We start from the raw sequence: 21,577 nt of genomic DNA, 5'->3' as shown, positions 1-21,577 counted from the left end.
CCCGCCCGGCCCCCGCCCCCGGGGCCGTGGCGAACACCGTCATGCCCGAAACACGCTCCACCACACGAGGGAGAACACGATGTCCCACACGAAGGTCATCCCGATCCCGGTCCTGGGCAGGCACGCGGTCAACGCGTACTTGCTGCTGGGTCGGCGCCCCGTCATCGTTGACGCCGGCACGCCGGGCAGCGCGCGGAAGATCTACGATCAGGTCGCCGCCCACGGCGTGGACCCCGCGGACATCGCGCTGATCGTCATCACACACGGCCACATCGACCATTTCGGCTCCGCGGCCGAGCTGCACCGGCTGACCGGAGCGCCCGTCGCCGGTCACATCGCCGACGTCGAGCCCTTCCGCACCGGCCGGGTCCGCGAGCCGTACCTGCCCACCGGCCCCATGGGCCGCCTCATGAACCGCAACAAGAACCTCCACGTGCAGGCCGAACGCCTCGAACCGGACATCCTGGTCCGCGGCGAGACGAGCCTCGACGATTTCGGGCTCGCGGCGCGCATCATGCCCACTCCCGGACACACCGCCGGCTCGGTCTCCGTCATCACCGACACCGGTGACCTCGTCGCGGGTGACCTGGTGGCCAACTCCTTCATGGGCCTCATACCGGGGAAGCCGGCCAACCCACCGTTCCACGACGACCCGCTCAGCAACCTCGTCAGCTTGCGCGAGATGCTCGCCCTCAACCCCACGCGCCTCCACGTGGGCCACGGCACCCCGCTCGACCCCGACCGCGTACGACGCTGGGCGACCCGCGAGCAGCGCCGCCTCGCCCGCCTCGCCGCCCGGGGGCGCCTCACGACCCGGGCGGAAAGCGTCAAGGCGTGACGCCCGCCGAGCGGCCCACACAGACCCAGGACCGGCCGTTCCCGGGTCACGGCGCGGACCGCGTCAGCTCGGTCGTGGTTTCAGGCGCCGATCTCTCCGCGTACACCGATCAGGGCGTCATCGAGGGTCTCCGCAACGTCCTCGTGCCCGGTGAACCCGTCGTCGGTTCCGGGGTCGACGGTCCAGCCCCATCCACTGCTGTCGTCGCCGTCGATGGTGGCCGTGTGGTCGCCGCTGTGCACACTGATGGACAGGTTGCCACCGGGGAAGGTGGTCACGTCGGCATGGGCGGTGTCCCCCAGGATGCGGCGTACGGCGTCACGGGCGATCTGCTCGGTGGTTGTCACGATGAAACTCTCTCCTTGGACGGCCAGGACGACAGTCCCATCAGACAGGACCGCCGAGAAGCCGCCACGCGGCGCGCCGAGGACGCATGCGGTGCTCCGGCTGCCGACCGGAGCACCGGCGGGTCGACCACCCTGGAACTGACCCGGAACGCGCGGGTCGTGTGGCGGCTCTTCAGCGGGTACGTCGGGGGCCGCCGCGCTGCGGGCGGCGGCGAGGAACAGCTTCGGGCGCGGCCTCGGGGGACGAAAAGCCGCCGGCCACGGCCACACGTGCCGGGACGGGTGCGGCGGGGACGGGCTGAGCCGCGGCCGATGCTGCGGAGGCAGGAGAAGCCGTCGGCCGCTCGGCGCGGCCGAGGACGGCGGTGTGGGAGATCAGGGGTGCGCAGGCCTGGCAGATTTCGGCGAGGGTCCAGACCTGGCCGATGGCCGGGTTGTGGATGAGGACGAGGAGCGGGGCACCGGTGCAGGAGGCTCTGGTGTCCTCGTGGAATCCGCATTCGGCGGCTCGGCAGGCACACGCTGCGTGGGGTCGGACGGTGGCGAGGCGGGCGTGCGCGCGGGCGTGCTCGGCGGCGAACCGCCGCATGGCCGCCGTGTCCTTGGACCGGGGCGGCATGCGGCATGCCTCGGTGCTGCAGGCGACGGAGACGGTGTGGTCGGCGTGGCCGGTCAGACGGACCGTCCAGGTCCGCCCCGGGACACGGGATCCGGGAATCGTGGTCAAGGAGAGTTGTCCGTTCACATGTGTGCGGTGGTGTGCCCACTGTTCGACAGTCTCGCGTATGGCGACAGCGAATTTTCACGCAGCCCCGGCGTCGGCACGGGCACGGGCACGTGCTGGCGGCCCGGTCACGAGAGAACCGCACCTCAGACGAGGAGACAGTGGCCGAACACGCCCTGCAGTCTTTGTCGCACGCCGTTCGGCAGGTGTCAACGGCATACCGCCACATCCAGGCCGTCGAACGGTCCCGACCCCCTACGCCCCCGCTGGCGGTTGGACTGCGATGCGCGCCAACCATCCTTGTCGCACTTCGGGTTGAAACAGAACTTTTGGGGTCAATTATCACGGCCGTGTGCGAGGTCGGTGGTGAGGAGCAGCAGCGCCTGAGCGAGACAAGGCGACTCCGGGGCGGTGCGAGGCTTGTCGGAGGTGGCTGGCAGTCTGCGCTGGTGCTGATCGATGGTTTCGAGAACGATTCGCACCGCCCGCGCCGGCTGCTGGAGCGTTCCTCCATCGAGGTCGTCTCGCGCCGCGCGTGGGAGAGCCCAGACAGGGCGCGGTGGGAGCATGCCATTCGTGCCCAGGTTTGCTTCACGGTCTACCCGACCCGTGCGGCTCTTCTCACGTCACGGCTGGCAGTTCCGCATGACCACCTGCGGTGGCAGTGTCGACCCTGGCAGCTGTTGATCGGCAGCAACTTCTTGATGGCAGCGACGGCGGCCCGCGGTTCGTCAGCGTGACAGCGGACCGTGTGGACCTCCGCGCGTCTCCCCAAGAGGCTCACCGTGGTGACTGGTTGGGCCAGTTCGACAGTGATCGAGGTCTGCGACGCGATGGCCACCTCCAGCACACCGTCCTCGGACTTGTTCGCGTCCGGAAACCGGAGGTCGTAACCGCGCGGCGCCTCGTCGGCGGCCACTGCGTACGCCGCCCCCGCAGCTCCCCAACAACGACCACAGCCGCTGACTCGAAGACAGTCACCAAACGGGCGGCGGGGGTGCGCCGAGCAGCACGGCGAGCAGGCGCCCGATTGTCGTTTTGAGGTCCCTCGCTGCCACCTGGGACCCGCGTCATGAGCAGGTGGTGGGTCGTGCCGACGAGCGCGAGCGCGATGGTGGGAGCGTCGGCGTGGGCGGGCAGTCGGCCCCCGCGCTGCTCCGCCTGCAGGTAGGCGGTGAAGGCGTCCTGGATCGCGTCGAACGCGGGCGCGCCGGCCTGGAAGCCCTCCCGCGTGTGCAGCGCGGCCGCCGGGCGTGTCATCGCCAGCCCCAGCACCGGCGGTCATCAGCCGGTACGGCATGACCTTCTTCACCGACCCCGCCGCCGCGTTCGCCAACCTCCACCGCGCGCTGGCCCGGCGGCCGGCTGGCCTTCATCTGCGCGGCCGAAGCCGGGACCAACGAGTGGCTTCGGGCCCCGGCTTCGCTGGAGGACGTACTGCCGCTCGGCGGCTTCGGCAAGTCCGGCGGCCCGGGCATGTTCTCGCTCACCGATCCCGACCGCATCCGCGCCCTGCTCACCGGGGTCGGGTTCGCCGGCGTCGATGTGCAGCGGGTCGTGGCGCCGGGGAAGTGGGGTGCCGACGCGGCGGATGCCGCGGCGTTCCTGCTGGACTCCGGCCCGGGGCGCCATCTGCTCAGCCAGGTCGGCCCGCAGCAGCAGGCCGAGGCGCGCCGGGCACTGACGGCCGCCCTGCGCCGTCACGAGGCGGACGGAGCGGTGTGGCTGCGCAGCGGTTCCTGGCTGGTCACCGCTGTACGTGGCGGGGCCGGAGGGCGCTGACGACCCGCGCGCCGTAACGGTGACGCGGATTCACCCGGACAGACGGGCCGCCGGCGCCGGCGCTCAAGGGCGGTGCCAGTGCCAGACCAGGCTCCCGCCCTCCGGCACGGCCGCCCAGCGGTCGGCCGCCGCCTCCAAGGCGGTGGTGGCGCGATGCAGTGCCGCCTCGTCCAGCGGGGAACGGCCAACTCCGCGGCCCGTGACGGACCTCCCGGACCAGACCCGGTAGGCCCAGTTGACGGAAAGCTCCGCCGCCAGCACGGCTCCGCCCTTGCGGCGCAGGACTTTCAGGCCCGACCGCCGGTGCCGGGTGGGCTCGGTCGGCTCCATGCCCTGGAAGGTGGCCCCGTCGGCGACGGCACCCCAGAACCCGTCGTGGATGCCGAGCGCCTCCTCGACCGCGGCGTGCGCCAGATCGTGCGGAATGAGGGGACCGTCCGGGTGGGCGAGCAGCCGGACGTCGGGGCCCTTGCGTCCGGTGACCAGGATCTCGTGCTGATCGTCCGGCAGCTTCCGAAAGGTGATGTCCATGGGTGTGGACGTTAGGGTCCGGGCGGCCGGCCGCCAAGCGGATATCCGTGGACGTGCACGGGTGGGGCCCCCTCGCCAGGAGTCGTCTTCGGCCGGGCAGGCCGGATGCCCGGGCAGGGGCTGGCCGCCCTCGGACATCCTGACGTGCCCGGCCGAGGCCATTGCCTCAACGAGCCCGATGGAGGCGTGGCAGAAGGTCGGCGACGGGGAGTTCAGATGCCAACGAGGAACTCCTGAACGGTGGTCGCGAACCCTTCCGGGTCGGCCAGTGGGACGAAGTGGTCGGTGTCCAGTGCGCGGTACGCGGTCCCCGGGCGCCGATCAACCATGTCGAGGGCCTGGTCTGTGGGCAGGGCCTGGCTGCGGAGCCCGTGGATCAGGAGTGCGGGGCAGTCGGTCGCGAGCCACTGCTTCCAGTGATCGCCGTGGACGAGGGTCTCGGAGTCGGCGGTGTCCCCGGGGTGGAACGGCAGCCGCCAGCCCGATCCGTCGGGCAGGCGGCGCAACGCTGGGGCGATGGTGTGGGCCAGGGGTCCGCAGGCGGCGAGTAGGTCCTCACGGGAGGCTGCGGTGTAGGGGAAGTTCAGCACGAAAGCGAGGGGGCTGGTGCCGTGGTCAGGGAGGTCGACGGGGGCGTCGACATTGATGAGGGCCCCGACCAGTGCGGGGTGTTCAGCGGCCAGGTGGTAGGCGTTGATCCCACCGAGCGAGTGGCCCAGGACGACGGTCTCGTCGATGCCGAGGTGGGCAAGGAGGGCAACGAGGTCGGCAACATATCCGGCGCGGGTGTAGTCGCCGGCCCGGTCGGAGTCGCCGTGGCCGCGCTGGTCGGGCGCGATCACCCGCCAGTCGGGACCGAGGGCGGCAGCCAGGGCCGCGAAGGACGAGCCCTCCGAGAGGTGGCCGTGGAGAGCGAGGAGGGGGGCGGCCGGTGCCGCCGAAGTCCAGGTAGGACAGGGCGCGGCCGTCGATGGAGAGGACGGCGCGGGTGGGCTGGACGGACATTCGGTACTCCCCCAAGGTTCGGTGCGGAACTTCCACAGCGATCATACAAACGTATATGACGATTGTTCAATACGCTTGTATGAATCCCGCGCTGGAGTCGGAAGCGGGCGACCACGTTGGAGAGCGGCGGCACCGCGCGGCCAGGCCAGCGGCGCTGCGACCGCGTGCGGCGGCGTGCGACCGCGTGCGGCGGCGTGCGACCGCGTGCGGCGGCGCGGCGCGGCAGCGCCCGCGCGGCACCGCTTCAAAGGGCAGCCGGGTCACCCACGCGGGTCAGCCTTCCTCCCCGGTGGGGCGTGTCGACACCGGGCCGGCCTCGGGCAGCAGCCCGAGCATGTCCAGCAGCAGCGCCAGCTCTCTCGCGTCGGCTGCGCGCGACGCAACGGCGCGGCGCGCCGCCACCCGGTCAGCGGTCCCGGAACACGCCAAGAGAGCCGGCTCGTCACAGCCAAAGGGATCCTTCACCCCGCCGATCCCATCACGCCCACCCGCCACGTGCAGCCGAACTGCTCCACCTGCCCCGCAGTCCGCGCCGGGGGCGCGGCGGCCGCGCAAGTCCCTGATCGGGTGCCGGGCAGCCGCAGCCACTCGAACGTGTGAGTTCAGAAGCACCCATGCCCGACAGGACTGCCTTGGACACCGGGCCCGCAATCACGTTCGAAGTTTTCGCCCTCCCGGGGCCGTTACGGCACCCGGGGGCGGCGGGTTGTTCGAGCACCGCTCGGTTCCGGCGTCACTCTGGGAGGACCTTTGCCGACAACGCTCAGCCCCCGCACAGCCCCCGCCACAGTCGAACAGACCGCCACGGAACCTGTTCTCCGCGGGCCGGGTTACCGGCCACTCACCAGCGTGGTCCTGCTTGCTCTTCGCCCCGACGGCAGGACGGCCCTGGTGCGCCACGCCTCCGGCGTTGACCGTGGCCGGTTGAGCCTCATCGGGGGCCGGCTGGAGGCAGCGGAATGGCTGGACACAGCGGTACGCCGTGAGGCCTTCCAGAGCCTCGGCATCCGTGTGGAATCGCAGGACATCGAGTTCGCGGGCCTCCTCCACTACCAGTGCGAATCGGGCGCGGGCCGACTGTGCGCCCTCTTCACCACCCAGCGCTGGGCGGGGGAGCCCCGCAACGCCGCGCCAGGTCTGCACAGCGAGGTGGTGTGGGCGGATCCCGGCGGCTTGCCGGCCGACTGTCACCCCCTGGCCCAGGCCGTCCTCGACCAGTACGTCGCGGGCACCCTCTACAGCACCGCCGCCTTCCCTCCGGACCTGCCGGGGGCATCGCGGTGAACGCGCCCCGCCATCGCGCAGTGTCGATCGGAGGGTCCGCGTGAGCGCCTTGCCCGAAGACGCACGGTCTTCATCACAGGAGCCGGCAGGGGAGGTGCCGTCGCTGTGGCGCCACCGGGCGTTCCGCCTGTACATCGCAGGTCAAGCGGCATCGGTCGCGGGATCGTCCCTGAGCATCGTGGTCATCCCGCTCCTGGCGGTGATCGAGCTGGAGGCGTCTACCCGCCAGGTGGCACTGCTGGCTGTGGTCGGGCAATTGCCCCCACTGCTGTTCGCCCTGCATGCGGGGGTGATCGCCGAGCGCAGGCGCAAGCGGATGGTGATGATCTGCGGTGACCTGGTGAGCGCCGTCGCGGTGCTCTCCCTGCCGCTGGGCGCCGCTTTCGGCTCGTTGAGCCTGGGCCAGCTGATGGTCGTCGCCGCGGTGAACACGACAGCGGGGATGATGCACGACGCCGCGGCGATCAGCATCGTGCCGGCCCTGGTGGATCGTTCCCTGATCCCGAAGAGCAACAGCCGCATCGGGGCGCTCTTCGCCGTCGCCGCGGTGTGCGGCACCCAGCTCGGGGCAGCGGCCGCAGGTATGGTCGGCACGGCTCGGGCCCTGCTCGTGGACGTGCTTTCCTACCTGGTCAGCGCCTGCTGCACCGCGCGCATCAAGAAGGACGAGGTCTCCGAGGTTCTCGTTCCGGATCAGCGGACCAGCCGCCCGGGCGAGAAGATCCGCGAAGGCATGCGCTACGTCTTCGCGGACGTCACCCTGCGCACGCTGACCTTGGTCAACGCCACCACCTCGCTCGGCCTCGGCCTGCTCAACACCCTGTGGGCGCTGTACCTGCTGCGCGAACTGGCCATGCCGGCCGGCCGCTTCGGCGCGGTGATGGGTCTGGGCACGCTCGGCGCCGCCACGGGGGCGCTGCTCGCACCCGCCCTGACGCAACGGTACGGGCCCGGCCCGATGATGCTCGCGGCGCAGATGGTCACGCCCCTGGTCCAGATCCCGCTGCTCCTCGCCCGCCCCGGCTCCGGATGGCAGATCGCCATCGCGGTCGCCCTGTTCGTGCAGCTGTGCTGCGCGGGCATGGCCGGCACGACGCAGCGCTCCATCCGCCAGTGCGTGGCTGAGGCAGGGATGCAGGCCCGCATGCAGGCGGTCTCCACGTGGCTGACCGCCGGCTCCCGCCCGCTGGCGGCCGTCATCGCCGGCGGGATCGGCAGCCGGTTCGGTGTCCGTACGGCCCTCGCGGTCGGTGCTCTCGCTCTCGTCGTCCCCTGCGCAGTCCTGCACTTCTCTCCCGTCCGTACCCTGCGAGCCATGCCCGCACGGCCCCCCGTCCCTCGAGCCCACTCCGGTGAACCGATGAACACCCCTCTGCTGCCCGTCCCCACCGCCGGCCTGGACGAGGTCCTGCCCGCAACGCCGCCGGACAACGGCGGAAAACGACGCGACGACGCGGTCACGGGTGGTGGGGCATGAGTGCCGTTCTCAACGCCGTCGGGGTCCACCTGCACCGGGGAGACCCGGCGCGAGGGGTCCTGCCGGGGCTGCGCCACCCCGCCCCCCGTACGCGACTTGCCCTGTTTCTCCGGATCGCAGCCGAGCCACCCGTCTGACAAACCCGCCCACCACGGGCATCCCCGTCAGCAACCGCGCGTCTGGCTGGACGCTTCCGAAGTCAACAACGCCTTCCGCCGGGCGAACCGGGCGGGAGGGACGATCGTGATTCTCTCGGCTCGCCCCGTGGCCCCAGGAACTACTGTCGCGAGCATGGTCGAACACGATGCCCTCAATGCCACGCGCGAGGCTTACGACGCCGTTGCCCCCACCTATGCGCAGCTGTTCCGCGACAGCCTGCGTGACAGGCCTCTGGACCGCGCGGTCTTGGGTGCATTCGCCGAGGTCGTAAGTGCGGGTGGTGGGGACCGTCAGGTCGCGGACCTTGGCTGCGGGCCTGGCCATATCACGGCTTATCTGGACGAGCTGGGGCTGGCGGCGTTCGGTGTCGATGCCTCTCCTGCGATGATCAAGTTGGCTCGACAGGCCCATCCGGGCCTGCGGTTCGACGTGGGCTCGATGGCCGCGTTGGACATCGCTGACGGCGTGCTGGGCGGCGCACTCTCACGTTGGTCCATCATCCACACTCCGCCGCAAGAACTCCCCGTCATCTTGGCGGAGTTCCACCGCGTGCTGGCACCTGGCGGCCACCTTCTGGTCGGTTTTTCGGCCAGCGATGACTCGTCTCACCTGACACAGGTCTTCGATCACACAGTCGCGCCGGCCTATCGGTGGTCGCCTGATCACCTCGCCGCGATGCTGCGCAAGTCCGGGTTGGCCGAGGTAGCCCGGTTGGTTCGCGAGCCTCAGCCCACCGACCGACGGCAATTCCAGGAGGTTCAACTCCTCGCCCGTAAAGTCTGAAGGTTCTCCCGTAACTGCTGGTCGCGGGTGAGATGCGGCAGTTCGGCAAGCGGGTTGTGCGGTGCGGGACCCTGCAGCCGGGCGCTACCGACTGGCGGCCGGACGCGGCCGTGACCAGGTCTTTCGCTACGCCCTGTTACCGCGCCCGCCGGGACCTTACGCTGACCGTCATGGCAGACGATCCGGATGACGGAGTCCCGCTGACGCGGGTGGAGAGCGGGGAGCAGCGTGTCGTTGTGCAGGTGGGGGGTGAGATGGATGTCGACCGGGCGCCGATGCTACGGGAGGCCCTCCGGGCGGTGATCACTCGGCCGGAATGCCCCGGCGAGGTCGTCGTGGACCTGTCCGAGCTCACCTTCTGCGACTCTTCCGGCCTCAACGCTCTCCTCCAGGCCCGTATCACCGCCCAGAGGCATGGCCGGCGCCTCAGCCTGCGTGCCCCGTCCCCTCGGTTCGTGCGTCTCCTGGAACTGACCGACACAGCCCACCTCTTCCCCATCACGACTCACTGACGGACGTGCCCCGGCGGAGCCGGGGCTTGCCGTAGCGGCTGAGGCGGCCCCGCCGCTCAGCAGGCCGGAGCCCGGCACCTGAGCGCATCACGGCTGGTCGATGATCTCCAGCGCCGCGGCGCCGGCGGCGAGAGGAAGGGCAGGCACGCGGTCGGCGGGGCAGCTGCCTCGCTCACTCCGCTCCATGACACTCACCGCGCACCTAGTCATCCTCCGGATGACAGCCTACTTGTCATCGTTTCGATGACATGCTAAAACAGGAGCACGTTGAAGCGCATTGGCAGTTCCTGCCTGAACCAACTGGAGGTGTTTCGCGATGTTGATGCGCACCGACCCGTTCCGCGAGATGGACCGGATCTTCCAGCAGCTGTCGGGGACGACCGGGACCTGGTCGCAGCCGTCCGTGATGCCGATGGACGCCTACCGCGAGGGCGACGAGTACGTGATCGCCTTCGACCTCCCCGGCGTGAACACCGAGGCGATCGACATCGACGTCGAGCGGAACATGCTGACCGTCAAGGCGGAGCGCCGTCCGGCCGCCAAGGGCGACACCGTGCAGATGGAGCTCTCCGAGCGACCCCTCGGCGTCTTCTCCCGCCAGGTCATGCTGGCCGACACCCTCGACACCGAGCGCATCGAAGCCGACTACGACGCGGGGGTCCTGACCCTGCGGATCCCGATCGCCGAGCGCGCCAAGCCCCGCAAGATCGCCATCGGCGGCGAATCCGGCCGCCAGCAGATCACCGGCTGAACAGCCCCGCACCGGCGGCGGAGGACGGGGAACCCATCCCCTCCGGCAACCCGTCCTCCGCGCCCCTCTACTTCTCCCCCTCCCCCGGAGGTGACGTGATGCCGATGCGCCAGGAGGCGTTCCTGCACCAGGTCCAGGAACGCGGCGAGTACCGGACCCGGGCGGAAGCCGAACGGGCGGCCCGCGTGGTCCTGGCCCTGCTGGGCGCGCACCTGGTCGGCACCGTGCGAGCCGAGCTCGCAGCCCGGCTCCCCGAGACGTACGCCCTGATCCTCCTCAACCCCCTGCAGGCCGCTGAACCTCTCTCACCCGAACGCTTCGTCCGCGCGACCGCGGCCTGGATCGAAGGGGCCACCGAGAAGACAGCCCTGTGGGACATCGGCGCGGTCCTCAGCGCCGCGGCCGCCGCAGCGGGAGACGTTCTCACCCGCGAGGTCCTGCTCCAGCTCCCGCCCGGCTACGACCTCCTCTTCGGGCACCCCCAGCCCACCTGACCGACACCACCGGCCGGAAACCGCACCTTCGACGAGAAAGGCAACCGCAGCACCATGTACGACCAGCCTCGAACGGCCCCGTCCCGGACGGCCATGACGTTCGACCAGATGCTGGAACGCGTGCGCTACGAGGGCGCTTACCCCACCCGCGAACGCGCCGAAGAAGCCGTCCACCACGTCCTCGCCGCCCTCGGCCGACAGGTCACCGGAGACGAACGCGTGGAGCTCGCGGGCTGTTTGCCCATCGAGGCCGCCCTCGCCCTGACCGCCCAGATCCCCGACGCCGAACAGCTCACCGGCTGGGGCTTCGTCAAGGATCTGGCCGCCCGCACCGGGGGCACGCCGGCGACCGCACGCTGGGACACCGGCGCCGTACTCACAGTCGTCTCGCGCCTCGCCGGGCCCGACCTCCTCGCCCGGATCCTCCACCAGCTCCCCGGCGGCTACGCCCTCCTCTTCGGCCAGGCGCAACTGCAACAGCCCCAGCACGCAGCCTGATCCCGCCCGGTCCCGGGGACACGTGGAGCGGGACGCACGAGAGGGCCATGGGAAATTGCGGAGCCGGTGGTCCCGCCCTCGAGGTCGCGGCCGCCAGAGCGGCGGGATTCAGGACACGCGTGATGAGACGCTGTCCGCCGCGATCATCCACGTCCGCGTCTGCGGCTGCGGCTGCGGCTGCGGCCACTGCCCACCGCGGACGCCCTCATCTGCGAGGTGGAAGGGCCCCGGCGGAGAAGCCCCGGCAGAGAAGACGCGCCATGGCGCCGCGGTACGCCTACACCCTGACCGGGATCGTGAGCCACGCCACCGAGTGGGACGCAGCTGGGGTACGGGCGCTGCGCGCGAGCCACGACGGCGGTGATCCGGAAGGCATGATCGCGGGGTCGTAGCGCAGGGGGACGCGCGGGATGTCCCGCTCAACCGCCGGGGCGGCCCTGGGGAAAGGGCACTACACCACCCGCTGGGCCCTGGCCGATGTGCCGCCCTGCCCGGTGGCGCCCACCGAAGGCCGTTCCCGACTCGGTGGCGTCATCGATGACCCTCTCCGCCGTCGACGGCCTGATCACCCGCGAGGAGAACATGCTCCTCATGGCGGACCTGCACCACCTGCCCAAGCGCGAAGGGCGGCGGGTGGCCGCCGAACTGCTCGAGCGCTTCGACCCTGCTGCTCTTCGTCTACGTCTTCGGCGACGTGATGAGCGCCGGCATCGGGGACGGCGGCGCGGACCGCTCCGAGTACATCGCCTACCTCGTGCCGGGCCTCCTGCTGATGACCATCGGCAGCACCACGATCGGCACCGCGGTGTCCGTGTCCAACGACATGACCGAGGGCATCACCGCCCGCTTCCGCACCATTGCCATCCACCGCCCCTCGGTACTCATCGGGCACGTCCTCGGCAGCGTGCTGCAGTGCGTGATGAGCGTGGTCCTCGTCGGCGCCGTCGCCGTGGCCATCGGCTTCCGGTCCACGGACGCCACGGCCCTGGAGTGGCTGGCGGCGTTCGGCCTGCTCACGATGTTCGCCCTGGCGCTCACCTGGATCGCGGTCGGCATGGGCCTGATCAGCCCGAACGCGGAGGCCGCCAGCAACAACGCGATGCCGATGATCCTGCTGCCGCTCCTGTCCAGCGCCTTCGTCCCCATCGACGCAATGCCGGGCTGATTCCAGCCCATCGCCCAGTACCAGCCGTTCACACCCGCCATCGAAACCCTGCGCGGACTGCTGCTCGGCACCGAAATCGGGCACAACGGATGGCTCGCCGTCACCTGGTGCCTGGGCCTCGCGGTGCTCGGCTGCCTCTGGTCGGCCTCCAAGTTCAACCACGACCCGAAGTAGCGGGAAAAAGACCGGTCGGCTGCCCGAGGGTCGCGGCCTCCAGCTCATCTCGCTCCAGGGCGGCGGACTCCGACGCCCTGCAGTCGTGCTACTTGCCTTCCAGTGCCGCCACCAGCTGAGGCAGGTTGCCGCCGGCCATGATGAGGGCGAGGTGGTCGTGGTAGTCCCGGCTGCTGACGATCAGGCCGTCGCGGACCCGCAACACCTGGATGTTGGCGGCCTCGAAGGTCCGCCCGGTCACCCGGTGGTGCACCTGGTAGTCGAACTCGGCGACGACCACCTCTGCGTCGTCGGTTTCCCGGACGACCACGTTCGCCGGGGTCAGTTCCACGGGCGAACTCGCGTCGACTTGAGCGAACCGCTCCTTGAGTGCGGTCCGCCCTTCGAGCCGGCGCGGCCCGACCGGCTCGAAGACCGTCTCCACCACGGCGTCTTCGGCATATAGCTCGGCCAGCTCCGCGAACCGTCCCGCGCCGATGCCCTCGATCAGTTTCTGGAAGACCTCGCGCGGTGACAGCGTTTCAGACATGACAAACCCCCAGAGGATCCACGGCTACAATCGGACTAGCGACTCCGTTTCACGATACGGACTGGTGACTCCGGTTGTCCAGGGTGTTCTGCCGTCGGCGTCGAAAGGTGGGAGAAAGATGGGTGGCGCTCAGGAGCGCCCGCTGCGGGCGGACGCGGCCCGCAACCGGGCGAGATTGCTGGACACCGCCACGGAGGTATTCACCACCCGCGGCGTCGGTGTACCGACCGAGGAGATCGCCCGGATCGCCGGGGTAGGGGTGGGCACGCTCTTCAGACACTTCCCGACCAAGGAAGCCCTGCTGGAAGCAGTGATGGTGCGCAGGCTGGAGACGATGGCAGAGCAGACCGCGCAGCTGGCCGCCGAGGCCGCGCCCGCCGAAGCCTTCTTCGCGTGTTTCCGACTGGTGGTGGAACAGTCCGCGGGCAAGAACGAGTTCGCCCAGGTTCTCGCTGCGGCCGGGGTGGACGTGCACGCGTCGCTGCAGGAGCCGACCATGGAGATCCAGGCTCGGCTCGCCGAACTGCTGACCGGCGCGCAACAAGCCGGAGCGGTCCGCCCGGAGCTGGGCCTGCCGGAGTTCATCGCCCTCCTGGCCGGCACCGGCAGGGCGATGGAACAGCTCGGAGCGGATCCGGCGGCCCGGGAGCTGATCTTCCAGGTCGTATTCGACGGACTGCGGCCACGCTGAGCCGAAGGCGCGCGAACCTCCGACGGAAGACCCGCCGTCGAGATGCGCCACCGCTCGGCAGCGTCGCACACAGCTCTCCTGGATCCCCCCGCGCCGGTCGACCCCGTGGCCTCGTACCTGCCGAGACCTGCGTCCTCGATCCACTGACGGTGACCGGCCTTCCGGACGAGGACGAACTGCCCGAGGACCTCGTCGAACGGGCAGAGGCCTGGGCGCAAGCCCGCGGCACCGAGTACCATCGCGGTCTTTCCTGCCGGGAGGGATGGAAGGCGGGCGGCTGGCCCAGCTGGCACCTGACGGACCTCGAGCCGATCGACTGCCCGGCGTGCGGCACACGGACCCGACTCTTCCTCACGGTGGACAGCGGCGACGCCCCGGACCTCAACGTCGGCCGGTTCGGTGAGCTGCGCATCTTCACGTGCCCCGTGGACCCTTCACACCCGATCCGCCTGAACGTTCAGTAGCGCGGGCTCCTCATGACCTGACGTCCCCGCTGCCGTGGGCCGCGTTCGGGGCAGGTCGCGGACCGGTCACGAGGTCGAGGCGGGGGGTGGCGGCGTACGTGCCTGGTCGGGCACTCCCTCGTTCGGGCTACTGGGCGGCCGTGTCAGACCGGCCGCCCTGAAGCCCGTACCCCGCCGGACCCTGCGTGCCCAGCCGGCCGTCTGAGGCCTCAGGCCGTGGAGGGCGCTGCGGCCTCGGGGGACTCGGGTGACTCAGGGGTCTCGGTGGGCTCAGGGCTCTTGGTGGGCTCAGGAGCCTTAGCGGGCTCAGAGGCCTCGGCGGGCTCAGAGGCCCCGTTGGCGACCGCGGCCCCCGTCTCGGCATCGGGTCGGCGGATGCGGTGCAACCCCCGGCGGTCGTAGAAGCGGGTGACGGCGAAGCCGAAGACCAGCGCGGCGACCAGGGCGACACCCATCGCGGCCCATGCCCGCGTCAGGCCCGCGTCGGCCTGGGCTCCGTAGTAGAGCAGGGAGCGCAGCCCCTCGGTGATCTGGCGCAGCGGCTCGAACTCGGCGAGGGCGCGGAAGAACCCGGGCAGTGCCTGAACGGGCACGGTGGCGCCGGATGAGGGGACGGCCATCGCGACGAAGACGATGGTGGCCAGCAGCATGCCGGGGGTTCCGAAGGCGGCGAACAGGGCCAGGCTGCCCATGCCGACGACCGCGACGGTAGCGACCGAGTAGAGCCACAGCAGGCCGAGGTGGGAAGCATCCATGTCGAGGATGTCGACAGTGGCCACCTCGACCAGGGTGCCCATGACCAGTGACAAGCCGAGCATGAGCGCCATGCCGATGGCCAGGGTGCGGACGCGACTGGTGTGCTGAACGGGTTCCCGCTTGCGGAAGGGGCCGAAATCGGTGTGCAGGTAGCCGAGCGCTGTGTCGACCTGGGAGTTGACCACGTTGGCGCCGAGCATGCCGCACACGACCAGGACCAGTGCGTAGTAGAAGGCGCTCAGGCCCATGGCGCTGCGGGAGCCGACGGGGTGGCCGTCGGCGACGTTCACGGTCACCGGGTCGGCCAGCTTCAGCTGGGCGGCCGTCGGGAGCGGGGTCTTCTGGGCTCCGGCCTGCTTGAGGAGTTCCTGGCCGAGCTGGGCCGAGGCGGCGTGGGCGGCCTTCTGGGCGGCCTGGGAGGACATGGAGGAGCCGATGCTGCCGGCGGCCTGGTTGGTCAGCACGGTCAGGGTCGGCGGAGCTGCCTTGCCCTGGGGTGCGGGCTGCGGGGCGGTGAGCCCGGTCACCGTGGCGGAGAAGTCCTCGGGTATGACGAGGGCACCGAAGACCTTGCCCCGGCCCAGCCGCTTGTTGGCTTCCTCACGGCTGACGACCTGCCAGTCGATGCTCTTGTCGCCCTTGGCGGCCTTCTGAATCCCCGAGACGACCTGCTCGCCCAGGTTGACGCGGCGGCCGTTGACGTCGGCGCCGCCGTCGGTGTTGACCAGGGCCACGGGCAGGTCGCGCAGGTTGCCCCTGGGGTTGACGTTGCCACCGACGTAGAGCAGGGCGAACACCATCGAGACCACTGCGGCGATCAGTCCCGTTCCGATCCACAGCTGCGGTCGGCGGAGCACGGAGGGGGGCGTGGGGTGAGGCATCGATCCTCCGGCGGTGCGGCTGCGTTCCTTGGCTGGATACTTAAGCTATCCAGTACTGGATACTGGCAGTATCTTGTTGTGGTGTCCAATCGCCGATACGGCTACCGGGCCGCATGACCAGCAGGGAAGCCGCATGAAGATCTCGGAGCTCAGCCGGCGGACCGGCGTGCCGGTCGCCAGCATCAAGTACTTCCTGCGGCAGGGTCTCCTGCCCGCTGGGCGGGCGACCGCCGCGACGCTGGCCGAGTACGGGGAGGACCACGCGCAGCGGCTGCGGCTGATCAAGGCACTGACCACGCTCGGCGGCCTTTCCATCGCCGCCACGCGTGACGTACTCGCGGCCGTCGACCAGGCCCACAGCTCGGAGGGCGCCCTCGGAGCGGTCAGCTACGCCCTTCCGGTGCCGGTGGCGGCCCAGCGCGCCGGGGGCGACGAGGAGGAAGCCGAGGCCGACGCGACCGCGGGGGACGAGGTGGCGGAACTGCTCGCGGCCCTGGACTGGCAGGCGCCCGGCACGTCACCGCACGTGAAGGGACTGACGGCCGCGCTGAAGGAACTGCGGCGGCTGGACGCGCAGTACGCGCCGGGCGAGCTCGCCGCCTACGCGAGGCTGGCCGGGTCGGTGGCCCGGCTGGACCTGGAGCGCGCGGCCGGTCTTGAGGACCCGGAAGCCCTGGCCGAGCGGGCGGTCATCGTCTTCGCGATCTGCGCCCCGGTGTTCGAGCTGCTGCGGCGTCTCGCGCAGGAGGACCAGGTCCGGCGCAGAGTCGCAGGTGGGCAACAGGGTGCCGTCCACGATCAGCACGGTGTCCTCGCGGAACCGCTTGCGCCGTTGAGGGGCCAGGGTGGGACCGAAAGGGCCGATGGTGCGGTCGGCGGCCCACTTCGGCACTCCGAACAGCGGGGCCGGCTGCCGCAGGGTGAGGTTGGTCCGCCAGTATGCGGCGACCAGGAGGACCCGGTCCTCTAGCGGCAGCCCTACGGCTGGCCCTTGCGGACCGGCTCAGCGCCCCGCCCCGCAACGCGGTGATCAACTTGCCGAACAGTTCACGGGCCGCTTCCAGCGCAGATCGAGCAGCATCACGTCATGGAGGTCCGCACCCTCGCCCCACGGCCGCGCCTCGCCGATCTTGCGGTATCCCCACGCCCGGTAAGCGGCCGACGCGGCCTTGCTCGCCGGGTGGACGTTCAGTAGCACCCGCTCGGCCCCGATGGCGCCGAGCATCGTCGTGTGCAGACGCTGCGCAACAGGTCAGGGCACGGTGTCAGATGCGTTGCCGGCAAGGCCGTAGTGGCACTGAACGCGTGGTTGGGGCGCGCTGCGGAGTAGGCGGCGCTCACATCCCGCTATGCGTCCCGTACGGCCCACGCCGTAGTGGGGGCACATCGCCGGGTCTTCGACACCGTTGGTCGGCCGGACCCGGGTCGTGAGGGTTTCGGTGCGTCGGCACGAGACGGCTTCTCAGGTCAGATGCGTGGGATTTGATAGCCAGATCTCGAAAATCGAGCAAGCCAGCCGTTCGGGGCGACGACGGCTGAATCGCCCCCCGTGTCACCCGAGGAGATTTCCACCAAATTCTGACGCTCAAGTTCCGCTGCGTATCTCTTCATCTCTTCGGGGCCAGAAAAACCGAAGAGATCGTGATCCTCGAAATCACAGGATCCTTCGTTGCCGACCATGTCGTCCAGAAGCCTCCAGCCGGCCGAGGAGATGCCAGGATTGCCCGCGTACTCGTCCGAGAGGAGTGTCAGCCAAGATTGCAATAGCGCAGCATGCTCCATATCGCTCTCGCCAAGAATGCCTTCATCATGGAGCCAGAAGCTAAAATCCTCACACTTTTGGAGAGTGTTCCTGAGGTTGCATTTCAGGATCTCGTAGAGGTATTGGAAACCTATAGCTCCGACTGGCGGTGCCCCACCCGTCGAGAACTCGTTTATTCGAGCCTCAAGTGCCCTGATGGCATCGTCCATGGACAAGGGCTCAACCTCAAGAGGGTGGCACAACCTGCCCTGGAGCCGCGGTGACGCAGCCGCCGTACGCACCACACCGCGTGCCCCGCATATTACCCACCTGAGGCCCGGTTCGGCGAGGATCGTATCGCGGATTTCCTCAAGCGCCTGCCGGGCAGAAGTAGAGCTGACGAGCAGCTCCAAGTTGTCGAGCACGCAGACGAAGTATCCACACCCCGGAGGGTCGAAGCATTCACTCATCCAATTGCGAACCGTATTGGAAAGGCCAGCTTCGGCGAATGCGAGCGAAGTGTTCACCGATTCACTTCTGGCTGCGCTCACACTGAATCCCAGGACGGATGCGCCGCCGGAGAGAGTTTTAACGATAGGCGAATTCATCCATTTATTGACGTCCGCCACTTTGGGCGCGTCGTAACCCCACGCCTGCAATTCATCTCTATACCGTATGAACCCCTCCGCGATCGCCCGGTAAACTGTCGCCTCAAGCAGCTTGACATTTTCCCTGGTGGCAATCTGGAACGGCACTTCAATGGGGAGCAGGATAGGGGCTCGCGCCTTATCGCTATTTCTCTTCATGCGATAGTTCGCGATGGTTATCAAGCTCGTCTTCCCGACCCCGGCCTGACCTTCGATGGTCACATGGCTCGACGATGAGGCAAGTCGATTAATCAGGCGTTTTATATGCCTCTCTCGCCCCACCAACAACCTCTCCCCTATTGCTGTCGGCGGGAGAGATTTTGTGTCGTACGGACTCTGAGAGAAGCCTAGATCGCTCCAAATTGTCATGACGCACCGACCGGTAAATCGTTGAAACGTCACCAGTGCGCTCTGCACCAATTACCTTCCACCGTACGAGTCACAGGCGAAGTCGGCAACTTTGCACGAGGGTTGTCCCGTTCCGATGGGCTTGTTCGGCAACTAGGGGCGGATCAGCTCGGCATGGGGGAGGAATGCGCCCCGCTCGGACGGCGATACGAAGTCTCCCAAGTCCGAGAAGTAGTAGGAGCCTGTCGATCCGGTGCACACCTCCAGAAGGAAGCGGCTGCACGAAGACGTGGGGTGGAACTCCCACAAGGGGCCGCGGCCCTCGTTGAGGATGACCGGCCACTCCTCCGGGAGAACACCGGGGAGCGCGAGCCAGTAGAGGACCTCTCCCCCGTTCTCGGAGTAGCCCCACGGCACCAACCGGGCACCGTCCTGTTCCAACTCGGCCGGCTTCGCCTCGCCCACTGCCCAGAGATCGGCCAGGATCTCTTCGCGCTCGACTGTCTGCGCAAGCAAGTCGTACATCTCATCAGGGCAGCCCGGCTCCATCAGCCACAGAACCCCCGAGAAGACGCCGCCGCCGTACACCTCGATGAGCCGCTTGTAGTCCGCCGGCAGGGCCGTGCCCAACCGCTCCTGCACCATGGGCCAGTCCACGGGCCGCCTCGCAGAGGACGGAGGCGGACAGGCGCGGATCAGCGGGTCGGTGTAGCGCAGGCTCCGCCCGACCCTGATGTCCTCGGGCAGGGCACTCAGGCGGGGCGGCGTCCGCGAAGCGTCAAGAACCACCGTGTGCAGCCGGTCCCCGACCACCGGCCGAGTGGCGCCTGTCCACCACGAAGGATGTTTGACCTGGTCGATGAAGCCCTCGTGCCCGTTGATGTCGACGGCGAAGCCCACCGACGCCACAGCGGTGACAACCGCATTGAGCTCCTCGTGATCGCTCAGCATGACCCCACCCTCAACTCGTCCTGGACCAGCTGCTCGGCGATCCCCTTGCCTCGGTCGACGAGCTGCCGCCCATCAGGCCACCGTCTGCTCGTGCTGTCGTCGCACCATCTCGGAGATCCAGCTGGGGGCGAAGGGAGACGTGCAACCCGGGGACGTCGGGTAGTCCTTGAGCACCTCCAGGCGCTCACCGATGTCGATCGCACGGGCGCGGTGCTCGGCATGCTCGATCCCGATCTGAGCCAGGCAGTGGTTCATCGCCCACTGCAGGCGATCCGGGGCGTCTTTCATCTCCGCCTCGATGACGTCGAGCAGTCCTGCGAGGTCGAGGCCCTCGGGCTTCTTCGCCACGCGCTCGGTGGTGAGCGCCCAGCCGGCACTCGCGACCACCGGATCCGGATCGGCGGACCAGGCCACGCGCAGCTCTTCCGAGTGCGGGTTCTTCTTCACCACGTAGCTCACGAGCCAGTCGTGCACCTTGGGTGTGCGCGCCTCGCGCAACATGGCGTCCAACTCGTTACGCTCGAACGCCTTCGGGCGGCAGATCAGGATCGCCAGCAGTCTCGCCGCGGTGTCATCCGTCTCCCAGAGCCGGCGCGCGAGTTCCTGCTGCGTCTTCAGCCGCTTCGCGAGCGCGCGCAGCTTGCTGAGGTTCACACCGTGATCGTCACCGTGTTTCTCGTTCACCGCGCGTGTCTTCGGGTCCTCGAGCTCGGCCAACTCGGCCATCACCTCGGCCATCACCTCGGCCAACGCCGTCTCGCCCACCTCAGCCTCCTGTCCCTCACGTGCGGGAGTCAGCCTACGACGGAAATCGGCCTTGCCTGAGTCTGCCGCCGAGCAAGCACCGTACGGGTCTGGACCGCCGAACTCTGATTCCGTGCAAGCACGCCGAACCCCTGCCCGGCCTGATCGTCCAGTGCTTGCTCCGCGCGTGTCGGTCCACCCTGACCAGCATCGCCACCTGCTCCTTGCCGTGCCCGCCGCCGTCCTGCCCCTCTCCCCCGTGGCCTCGCCGTCTCCTCGTAGCCCGGGCGCTTCCGCAGGTCCGGAACGTCGGCTCAACAGGCGGCATTCACCCGTCCGGCTTAGCCTGTAATCGTTGACTTCCAGGCAATGCCGGTGATTCCGCCGGGCAGCGGAGCGTCGATGCCGCCGTCTCCGCGCACCCCGGGCAATGCCTCGGGGCAGACGGCGCGGCGCAGCGCCGATCGCGGTACGGACACCGTAGGTACGCCTCCCCGTTTCACGTACGGAAGCGTCTCCTGCGGGGGTACGCCGGTGGTGCGGCGACGTCGTTTCGGCGGTTACCACGCCACGCACTACAACTACCGTCACTCGGCGCATACTTCCGGACGCTGGGTACGGCGAGCACTGGCCGGAGTACACGCACGAGGTGGACCATCACCGCCCAGGCCGGGAGCCATCACCTCGGCGTCCAGGCATGCAACCACCGCGGCGTTCCGACCAGTTCTTCCTGTACCGGGTGGCCCCCGCGGATCCACCTGAACGCACGCCCGTACCGATGGTTTCGAACCGCTGCAAGGAGGAGTCATGGGAACGCTTCCGCGCTCGACATCCCGCCGGCCGCGCCGCTTCGCGGTGAGCGCCACGGCATTGGCCGTGGTCGGCCTCGCCGTCCCGTCGGCTGCGACGGCGACGGCCGGCGCGGCGCCCGCCCGCCTGGTCACCCCGGCCGGGTCGGCTCGGGCCTGGTCGACCCCAGCCAGTCTGGACAAGGCACCGCAAGGCCTCTACCTGTTCCAGTACACCTACCGGGGCCATCTCAAGATCGGCGGCGGCAATTTCACCCTCGGGGGCAAGGTCTACATGGTCGTCAAGTTCAACTCGGGGCAGGTCAAATACCAGAAGAACGTGATCGCGAAGACGAATGCCGGGGTGCCCGGCGGGGCCGCCTATATGGAGACGAACATCTCCGCTCCCTGCGCCCCCGGGAACAACGGCTACGCCCAGGCGTACGACTACAGCACCAAGACCTGGTCACCGAAACTTCCGGTGGCGATCTGTGTGCGGTTCGACTGAGCACC

Annotated in this window: 23 protein-coding genes and 5 pseudogenes; 17 read left to right on the top strand and 11 right to left on the bottom strand. The window is 69.2% G+C overall.

Annotation, left to right across the window (positions count from 1 at the left end):
* Window positions 1–79: 79 nt before the first annotated feature.
* Entirely contained in the window at window positions 80–838 is a 759-nt protein-coding gene (locus AB0D48_RS27405; protein ID WP_362402342.1) for an MBL fold metallo-hydrolase, read from the top strand.
* Between the two features lie 80 nt (window positions 839–918).
* Here the strand turns inward: AB0D48_RS27405 and AB0D48_RS27400 are convergent, their stop codons facing one another.
* Complete coding sequence (locus AB0D48_RS27400; protein WP_362402339.1) at window positions 919–1,185, bottom strand: hypothetical protein; 267 nt, start codon at window positions 1,183–1,185, stop codon at window positions 919–921.
* A 172-nt stretch (window positions 1,186–1,357) separates the two neighbouring features.
* Window positions 1,358–1,912 carry a hypothetical protein gene (locus tag AB0D48_RS27395; RefSeq protein WP_362402336.1) on the bottom strand — a complete coding sequence of 185 codons (555 nt, stop codon included), beginning with the start codon at window positions 1,910–1,912 and terminating at the stop codon, window positions 1,358–1,360.
* A 446-nt stretch (window positions 1,913–2,358) separates the two neighbouring features.
* On the opposite strand from AB0D48_RS27395, the gene AB0D48_RS27390 reads away from it, so the two are divergent.
* Both AB0D48_RS27390 and AB0D48_RS27385 read left to right on the top strand, forming a co-directional pair.
* Window positions 2,359–2,649, top strand: coding sequence for a hypothetical protein (locus tag AB0D48_RS27390; RefSeq protein ID WP_362402332.1), 291 nt, complete (start codon window positions 2,359–2,361; stop codon window positions 2,647–2,649).
* A gap of 736 nt (window positions 2,650–3,385) precedes the next feature.
* Window positions 3,386–3,691: a hypothetical protein gene (locus AB0D48_RS27385; protein ID WP_362402329.1), complete on the top strand. Its 306-nt coding sequence runs from the start codon at window positions 3,386–3,388 to the stop codon at window positions 3,689–3,691.
* Window positions 3,692–3,754: 63 nt separating this feature from the next.
* On the opposite strand, the gene AB0D48_RS27380 is transcribed toward AB0D48_RS27385, so the two are convergent.
* Entirely contained in the window at window positions 3,755–4,222 is a 468-nt protein-coding gene (locus tag AB0D48_RS27380; RefSeq protein WP_362402326.1) for a hypothetical protein, read from the bottom strand.
* A gap of 212 nt (window positions 4,223–4,434) precedes the next feature.
* Window positions 4,435–5,094 (bottom strand): alpha/beta hydrolase, encoded by a 660-nt coding sequence (locus AB0D48_RS27375; RefSeq protein ID WP_362402406.1) that lies wholly within the window; start codon window positions 5,092–5,094, stop codon window positions 4,435–4,437.
* A 982-nt stretch (window positions 5,095–6,076) separates the two neighbouring features.
* Between AB0D48_RS27375 and AB0D48_RS27370 the strand changes: the two genes are divergently transcribed.
* The 10 genes and pseudogenes from AB0D48_RS27370 to AB0D48_RS27325 all read left to right on the top strand — a co-directional run.
* Entirely contained in the window at window positions 6,077–6,511 is a 435-nt protein-coding gene (locus AB0D48_RS27370; RefSeq protein WP_362402323.1) for an NUDIX domain-containing protein, read from the top strand.
* Between the two features lie 40 nt (window positions 6,512–6,551).
* Entirely contained in the window at window positions 6,552–7,988 is a 1,437-nt protein-coding gene (locus tag AB0D48_RS27365; protein WP_362402320.1) for an MFS transporter, read from the top strand.
* A 291-nt stretch (window positions 7,989–8,279) separates the two neighbouring features.
* Window positions 8,280–8,930: a class I SAM-dependent methyltransferase gene (locus AB0D48_RS27360; protein WP_362402317.1), complete on the top strand. Its 651-nt coding sequence runs from the start codon at window positions 8,280–8,282 to the stop codon at window positions 8,928–8,930.
* A 170-nt stretch (window positions 8,931–9,100) separates the two neighbouring features.
* Window positions 9,101–9,442, top strand: coding sequence for an STAS domain-containing protein (locus AB0D48_RS27355; RefSeq protein WP_362402314.1), 342 nt, complete (start codon window positions 9,101–9,103; stop codon window positions 9,440–9,442).
* A 316-nt stretch (window positions 9,443–9,758) separates the two neighbouring features.
* Entirely contained in the window at window positions 9,759–10,193 is a 435-nt protein-coding gene (locus AB0D48_RS27350; protein ID WP_362402311.1) for an Hsp20/alpha crystallin family protein, read from the top strand.
* Between the two features lie 98 nt (window positions 10,194–10,291).
* Window positions 10,292–10,687 carry a DUF2267 domain-containing protein gene (locus tag AB0D48_RS27345; protein WP_362402308.1) on the top strand — a complete coding sequence of 132 codons (396 nt, stop codon included), beginning with the start codon at window positions 10,292–10,294 and terminating at the stop codon, window positions 10,685–10,687.
* 54 nt (window positions 10,688–10,741) lie between these two features.
* Window positions 10,742–11,185 (top strand): DUF2267 domain-containing protein, encoded by a 444-nt coding sequence (locus AB0D48_RS27340; RefSeq protein ID WP_362402305.1) that lies wholly within the window; start codon window positions 10,742–10,744, stop codon window positions 11,183–11,185.
* A gap of 260 nt (window positions 11,186–11,445) precedes the next feature.
* Entirely contained in the window at window positions 11,446–11,577 is a 132-nt protein-coding gene (locus tag AB0D48_RS27335; protein ID WP_362402302.1) for a hypothetical protein, read from the top strand.
* 112 nt (window positions 11,578–11,689) lie between these two features.
* Window positions 11,690–11,848, top strand: a pseudogene (locus AB0D48_RS27330) (ABC transporter); the annotation flags it as partial.
* Between the two features lies 1 nt (window position 11,849).
* Window positions 11,850–12,524: pseudogene (locus AB0D48_RS27325) on the top strand (ABC transporter permease); the annotation flags it as partial.
* A gap of 88 nt (window positions 12,525–12,612) precedes the next feature.
* Here the strand turns inward: AB0D48_RS27325 and AB0D48_RS27320 are convergent.
* Window positions 12,613–13,053 (bottom strand): nuclear transport factor 2 family protein, encoded by a 441-nt coding sequence (locus AB0D48_RS27320; protein ID WP_362402299.1) that lies wholly within the window; start codon window positions 13,051–13,053, stop codon window positions 12,613–12,615.
* A gap of 118 nt (window positions 13,054–13,171) precedes the next feature.
* Here AB0D48_RS27320 and AB0D48_RS27315 point away from each other — a divergent pair, with 118 nt between their 5' ends.
* Window positions 13,172–13,744 carry a helix-turn-helix domain-containing protein gene (locus AB0D48_RS27315; RefSeq protein WP_362402296.1) on the top strand — a complete coding sequence of 191 codons (573 nt, stop codon included), beginning with the start codon at window positions 13,172–13,174 and terminating at the stop codon, window positions 13,742–13,744.
* A gap of 149 nt (window positions 13,745–13,893) precedes the next feature.
* Window positions 13,894–14,208, top strand: coding sequence for a hypothetical protein (locus AB0D48_RS27310; protein ID WP_362402293.1), 315 nt, complete (start codon window positions 13,894–13,896; stop codon window positions 14,206–14,208).
* A gap of 209 nt (window positions 14,209–14,417) precedes the next feature.
* Here the strand turns inward: AB0D48_RS27310 and AB0D48_RS27305 are convergent, their stop codons facing one another.
* Window positions 14,418–15,821 (bottom strand): YhgE/Pip family protein, encoded by a 1,404-nt coding sequence (locus tag AB0D48_RS27305; protein ID WP_362402290.1) that lies wholly within the window; start codon window positions 15,819–15,821, stop codon window positions 14,418–14,420.
* Window positions 15,822–15,978: 157 nt separating this feature from the next.
* On the opposite strand from AB0D48_RS27305, the pseudogene AB0D48_RS27300 reads away from it, so the two are divergent.
* Window positions 15,979–16,173 (top strand): annotated as a pseudogene (locus tag AB0D48_RS27300) (MerR family transcriptional regulator); the annotation flags it as partial.
* A 438-nt stretch (window positions 16,174–16,611) separates the two neighbouring features.
* Here AB0D48_RS27300 and AB0D48_RS27295 read toward each other — a convergent pair.
* The 5 genes and pseudogenes from AB0D48_RS27295 to AB0D48_RS27275 all read right to left on the bottom strand — a co-directional run.
* A pseudogene (locus tag AB0D48_RS27295) lies at window positions 16,612–16,909 on the bottom strand (transposase family protein); the annotation flags it as partial.
* Window positions 16,876–17,094: pseudogene (locus AB0D48_RS27290) on the bottom strand (hypothetical protein); the annotation flags it as partial. The pseudogenes AB0D48_RS27290 and AB0D48_RS27295, both read right to left, overlap by 34 nt.
* Before the next feature lie 218 nt (window positions 17,095–17,312).
* Window positions 17,313–18,602: a hypothetical protein gene (locus tag AB0D48_RS27285; protein WP_362402403.1), complete on the bottom strand. Its 1,290-nt coding sequence runs from the start codon at window positions 18,600–18,602 to the stop codon at window positions 17,313–17,315.
* Between the two features lie 132 nt (window positions 18,603–18,734).
* Window positions 18,735–19,532, bottom strand: a complete 798-nt coding sequence (locus tag AB0D48_RS27280; RefSeq protein WP_362402287.1) for an SMI1/KNR4 family protein — start codon at window positions 19,530–19,532, stop codon at window positions 18,735–18,737.
* Window positions 19,533–19,604: 72 nt separating this feature from the next.
* Window positions 19,605–20,270, bottom strand: coding sequence for a DNA alkylation repair protein (locus tag AB0D48_RS27275; protein WP_362402400.1), 666 nt, complete (start codon window positions 20,268–20,270; stop codon window positions 19,605–19,607).
* A gap of 813 nt (window positions 20,271–21,083) precedes the next feature.
* Here AB0D48_RS27275 and AB0D48_RS27270 point away from each other — a divergent pair.
* Complete coding sequence (locus AB0D48_RS27270) at window positions 21,084–21,572, top strand: hypothetical protein (protein ID WP_362402284.1); 489 nt, start codon at window positions 21,084–21,086, stop codon at window positions 21,570–21,572.
* Window positions 21,573–21,577 lie beyond the last annotated feature (5 nt).

Source organism: Streptomyces sp. NPDC048269 (assembly GCF_040652395.1).
Classification (GTDB): Bacteria; Actinomycetota; Actinomycetes; order Streptomycetales; family Streptomycetaceae; genus Streptomyces.
The sequence above is the reverse complement of the archived record's forward strand: the minus strand, read 5'-3'. Positions and strand labels throughout refer to the sequence as shown.

Bases quoted from the DNA above. Each gene is read 5' to 3' on its own strand.
- AB0D48_RS27340 (WP_362402305.1), top strand. From the start codon at position 10,742: ATGTACGACCAGCCTCGAACGGCCCCGTCCCGGACGGCCATGACGTTC.
- AB0D48_RS27350 (WP_362402311.1), top strand. From the start codon at position 9,759: ATGTTGATGCGCACCGACCCGTTCCGCGAGATGGACCGGATCTTCCAG.
- AB0D48_RS27335 (WP_362402302.1), top strand. From the start codon at position 11,446: ATGGCGCCGCGGTACGCCTACACCCTGACCGGGATCGTGAGCCACGCC.
- AB0D48_RS27360 (WP_362402317.1), top strand. From the start codon at position 8,280: ATGGTCGAACACGATGCCCTCAATGCCACGCGCGAGGCTTACGACGCC.
- AB0D48_RS27315 (WP_362402296.1), top strand. From the start codon at position 13,172: ATGGGTGGCGCTCAGGAGCGCCCGCTGCGGGCGGACGCGGCCCGCAAC.
- AB0D48_RS27285 (WP_362402403.1), bottom strand. From the start codon at position 18,602: ATGACAATTTGGAGCGATCTAGGCTTCTCTCAGAGTCCGTACGACACA.
- AB0D48_RS27275 (WP_362402400.1), bottom strand. From the start codon at position 20,270: ATGGCCGAGGTGATGGCCGAGTTGGCCGAGCTCGAGGACCCGAAGACA.
- AB0D48_RS27280 (WP_362402287.1), bottom strand. From the start codon at position 19,532: ATGCTGAGCGATCACGAGGAGCTCAATGCGGTTGTCACCGCTGTGGCG.
- AB0D48_RS27320 (WP_362402299.1), bottom strand. From the start codon at position 13,053: ATGTCTGAAACGCTGTCACCGCGCGAGGTCTTCCAGAAACTGATCGAG.
- AB0D48_RS27380 (WP_362402326.1), bottom strand. From the start codon at position 4,222: ATGGACATCACCTTTCGGAAGCTGCCGGACGATCAGCACGAGATCCTG.
- AB0D48_RS27355 (WP_362402314.1), top strand. From the start codon at position 9,101: ATGGCAGACGATCCGGATGACGGAGTCCCGCTGACGCGGGTGGAGAGC.
- AB0D48_RS27345 (WP_362402308.1), top strand. From the start codon at position 10,292: ATGCCGATGCGCCAGGAGGCGTTCCTGCACCAGGTCCAGGAACGCGGC.
- AB0D48_RS27385 (WP_362402329.1), top strand. From the start codon at position 3,386: ATGTTCTCGCTCACCGATCCCGACCGCATCCGCGCCCTGCTCACCGGG.
- AB0D48_RS27405 (WP_362402342.1), top strand. From the start codon at position 80: ATGTCCCACACGAAGGTCATCCCGATCCCGGTCCTGGGCAGGCACGCG.
- AB0D48_RS27270 (WP_362402284.1), top strand. From the start codon at position 21,084: ATGGGAACGCTTCCGCGCTCGACATCCCGCCGGCCGCGCCGCTTCGCG.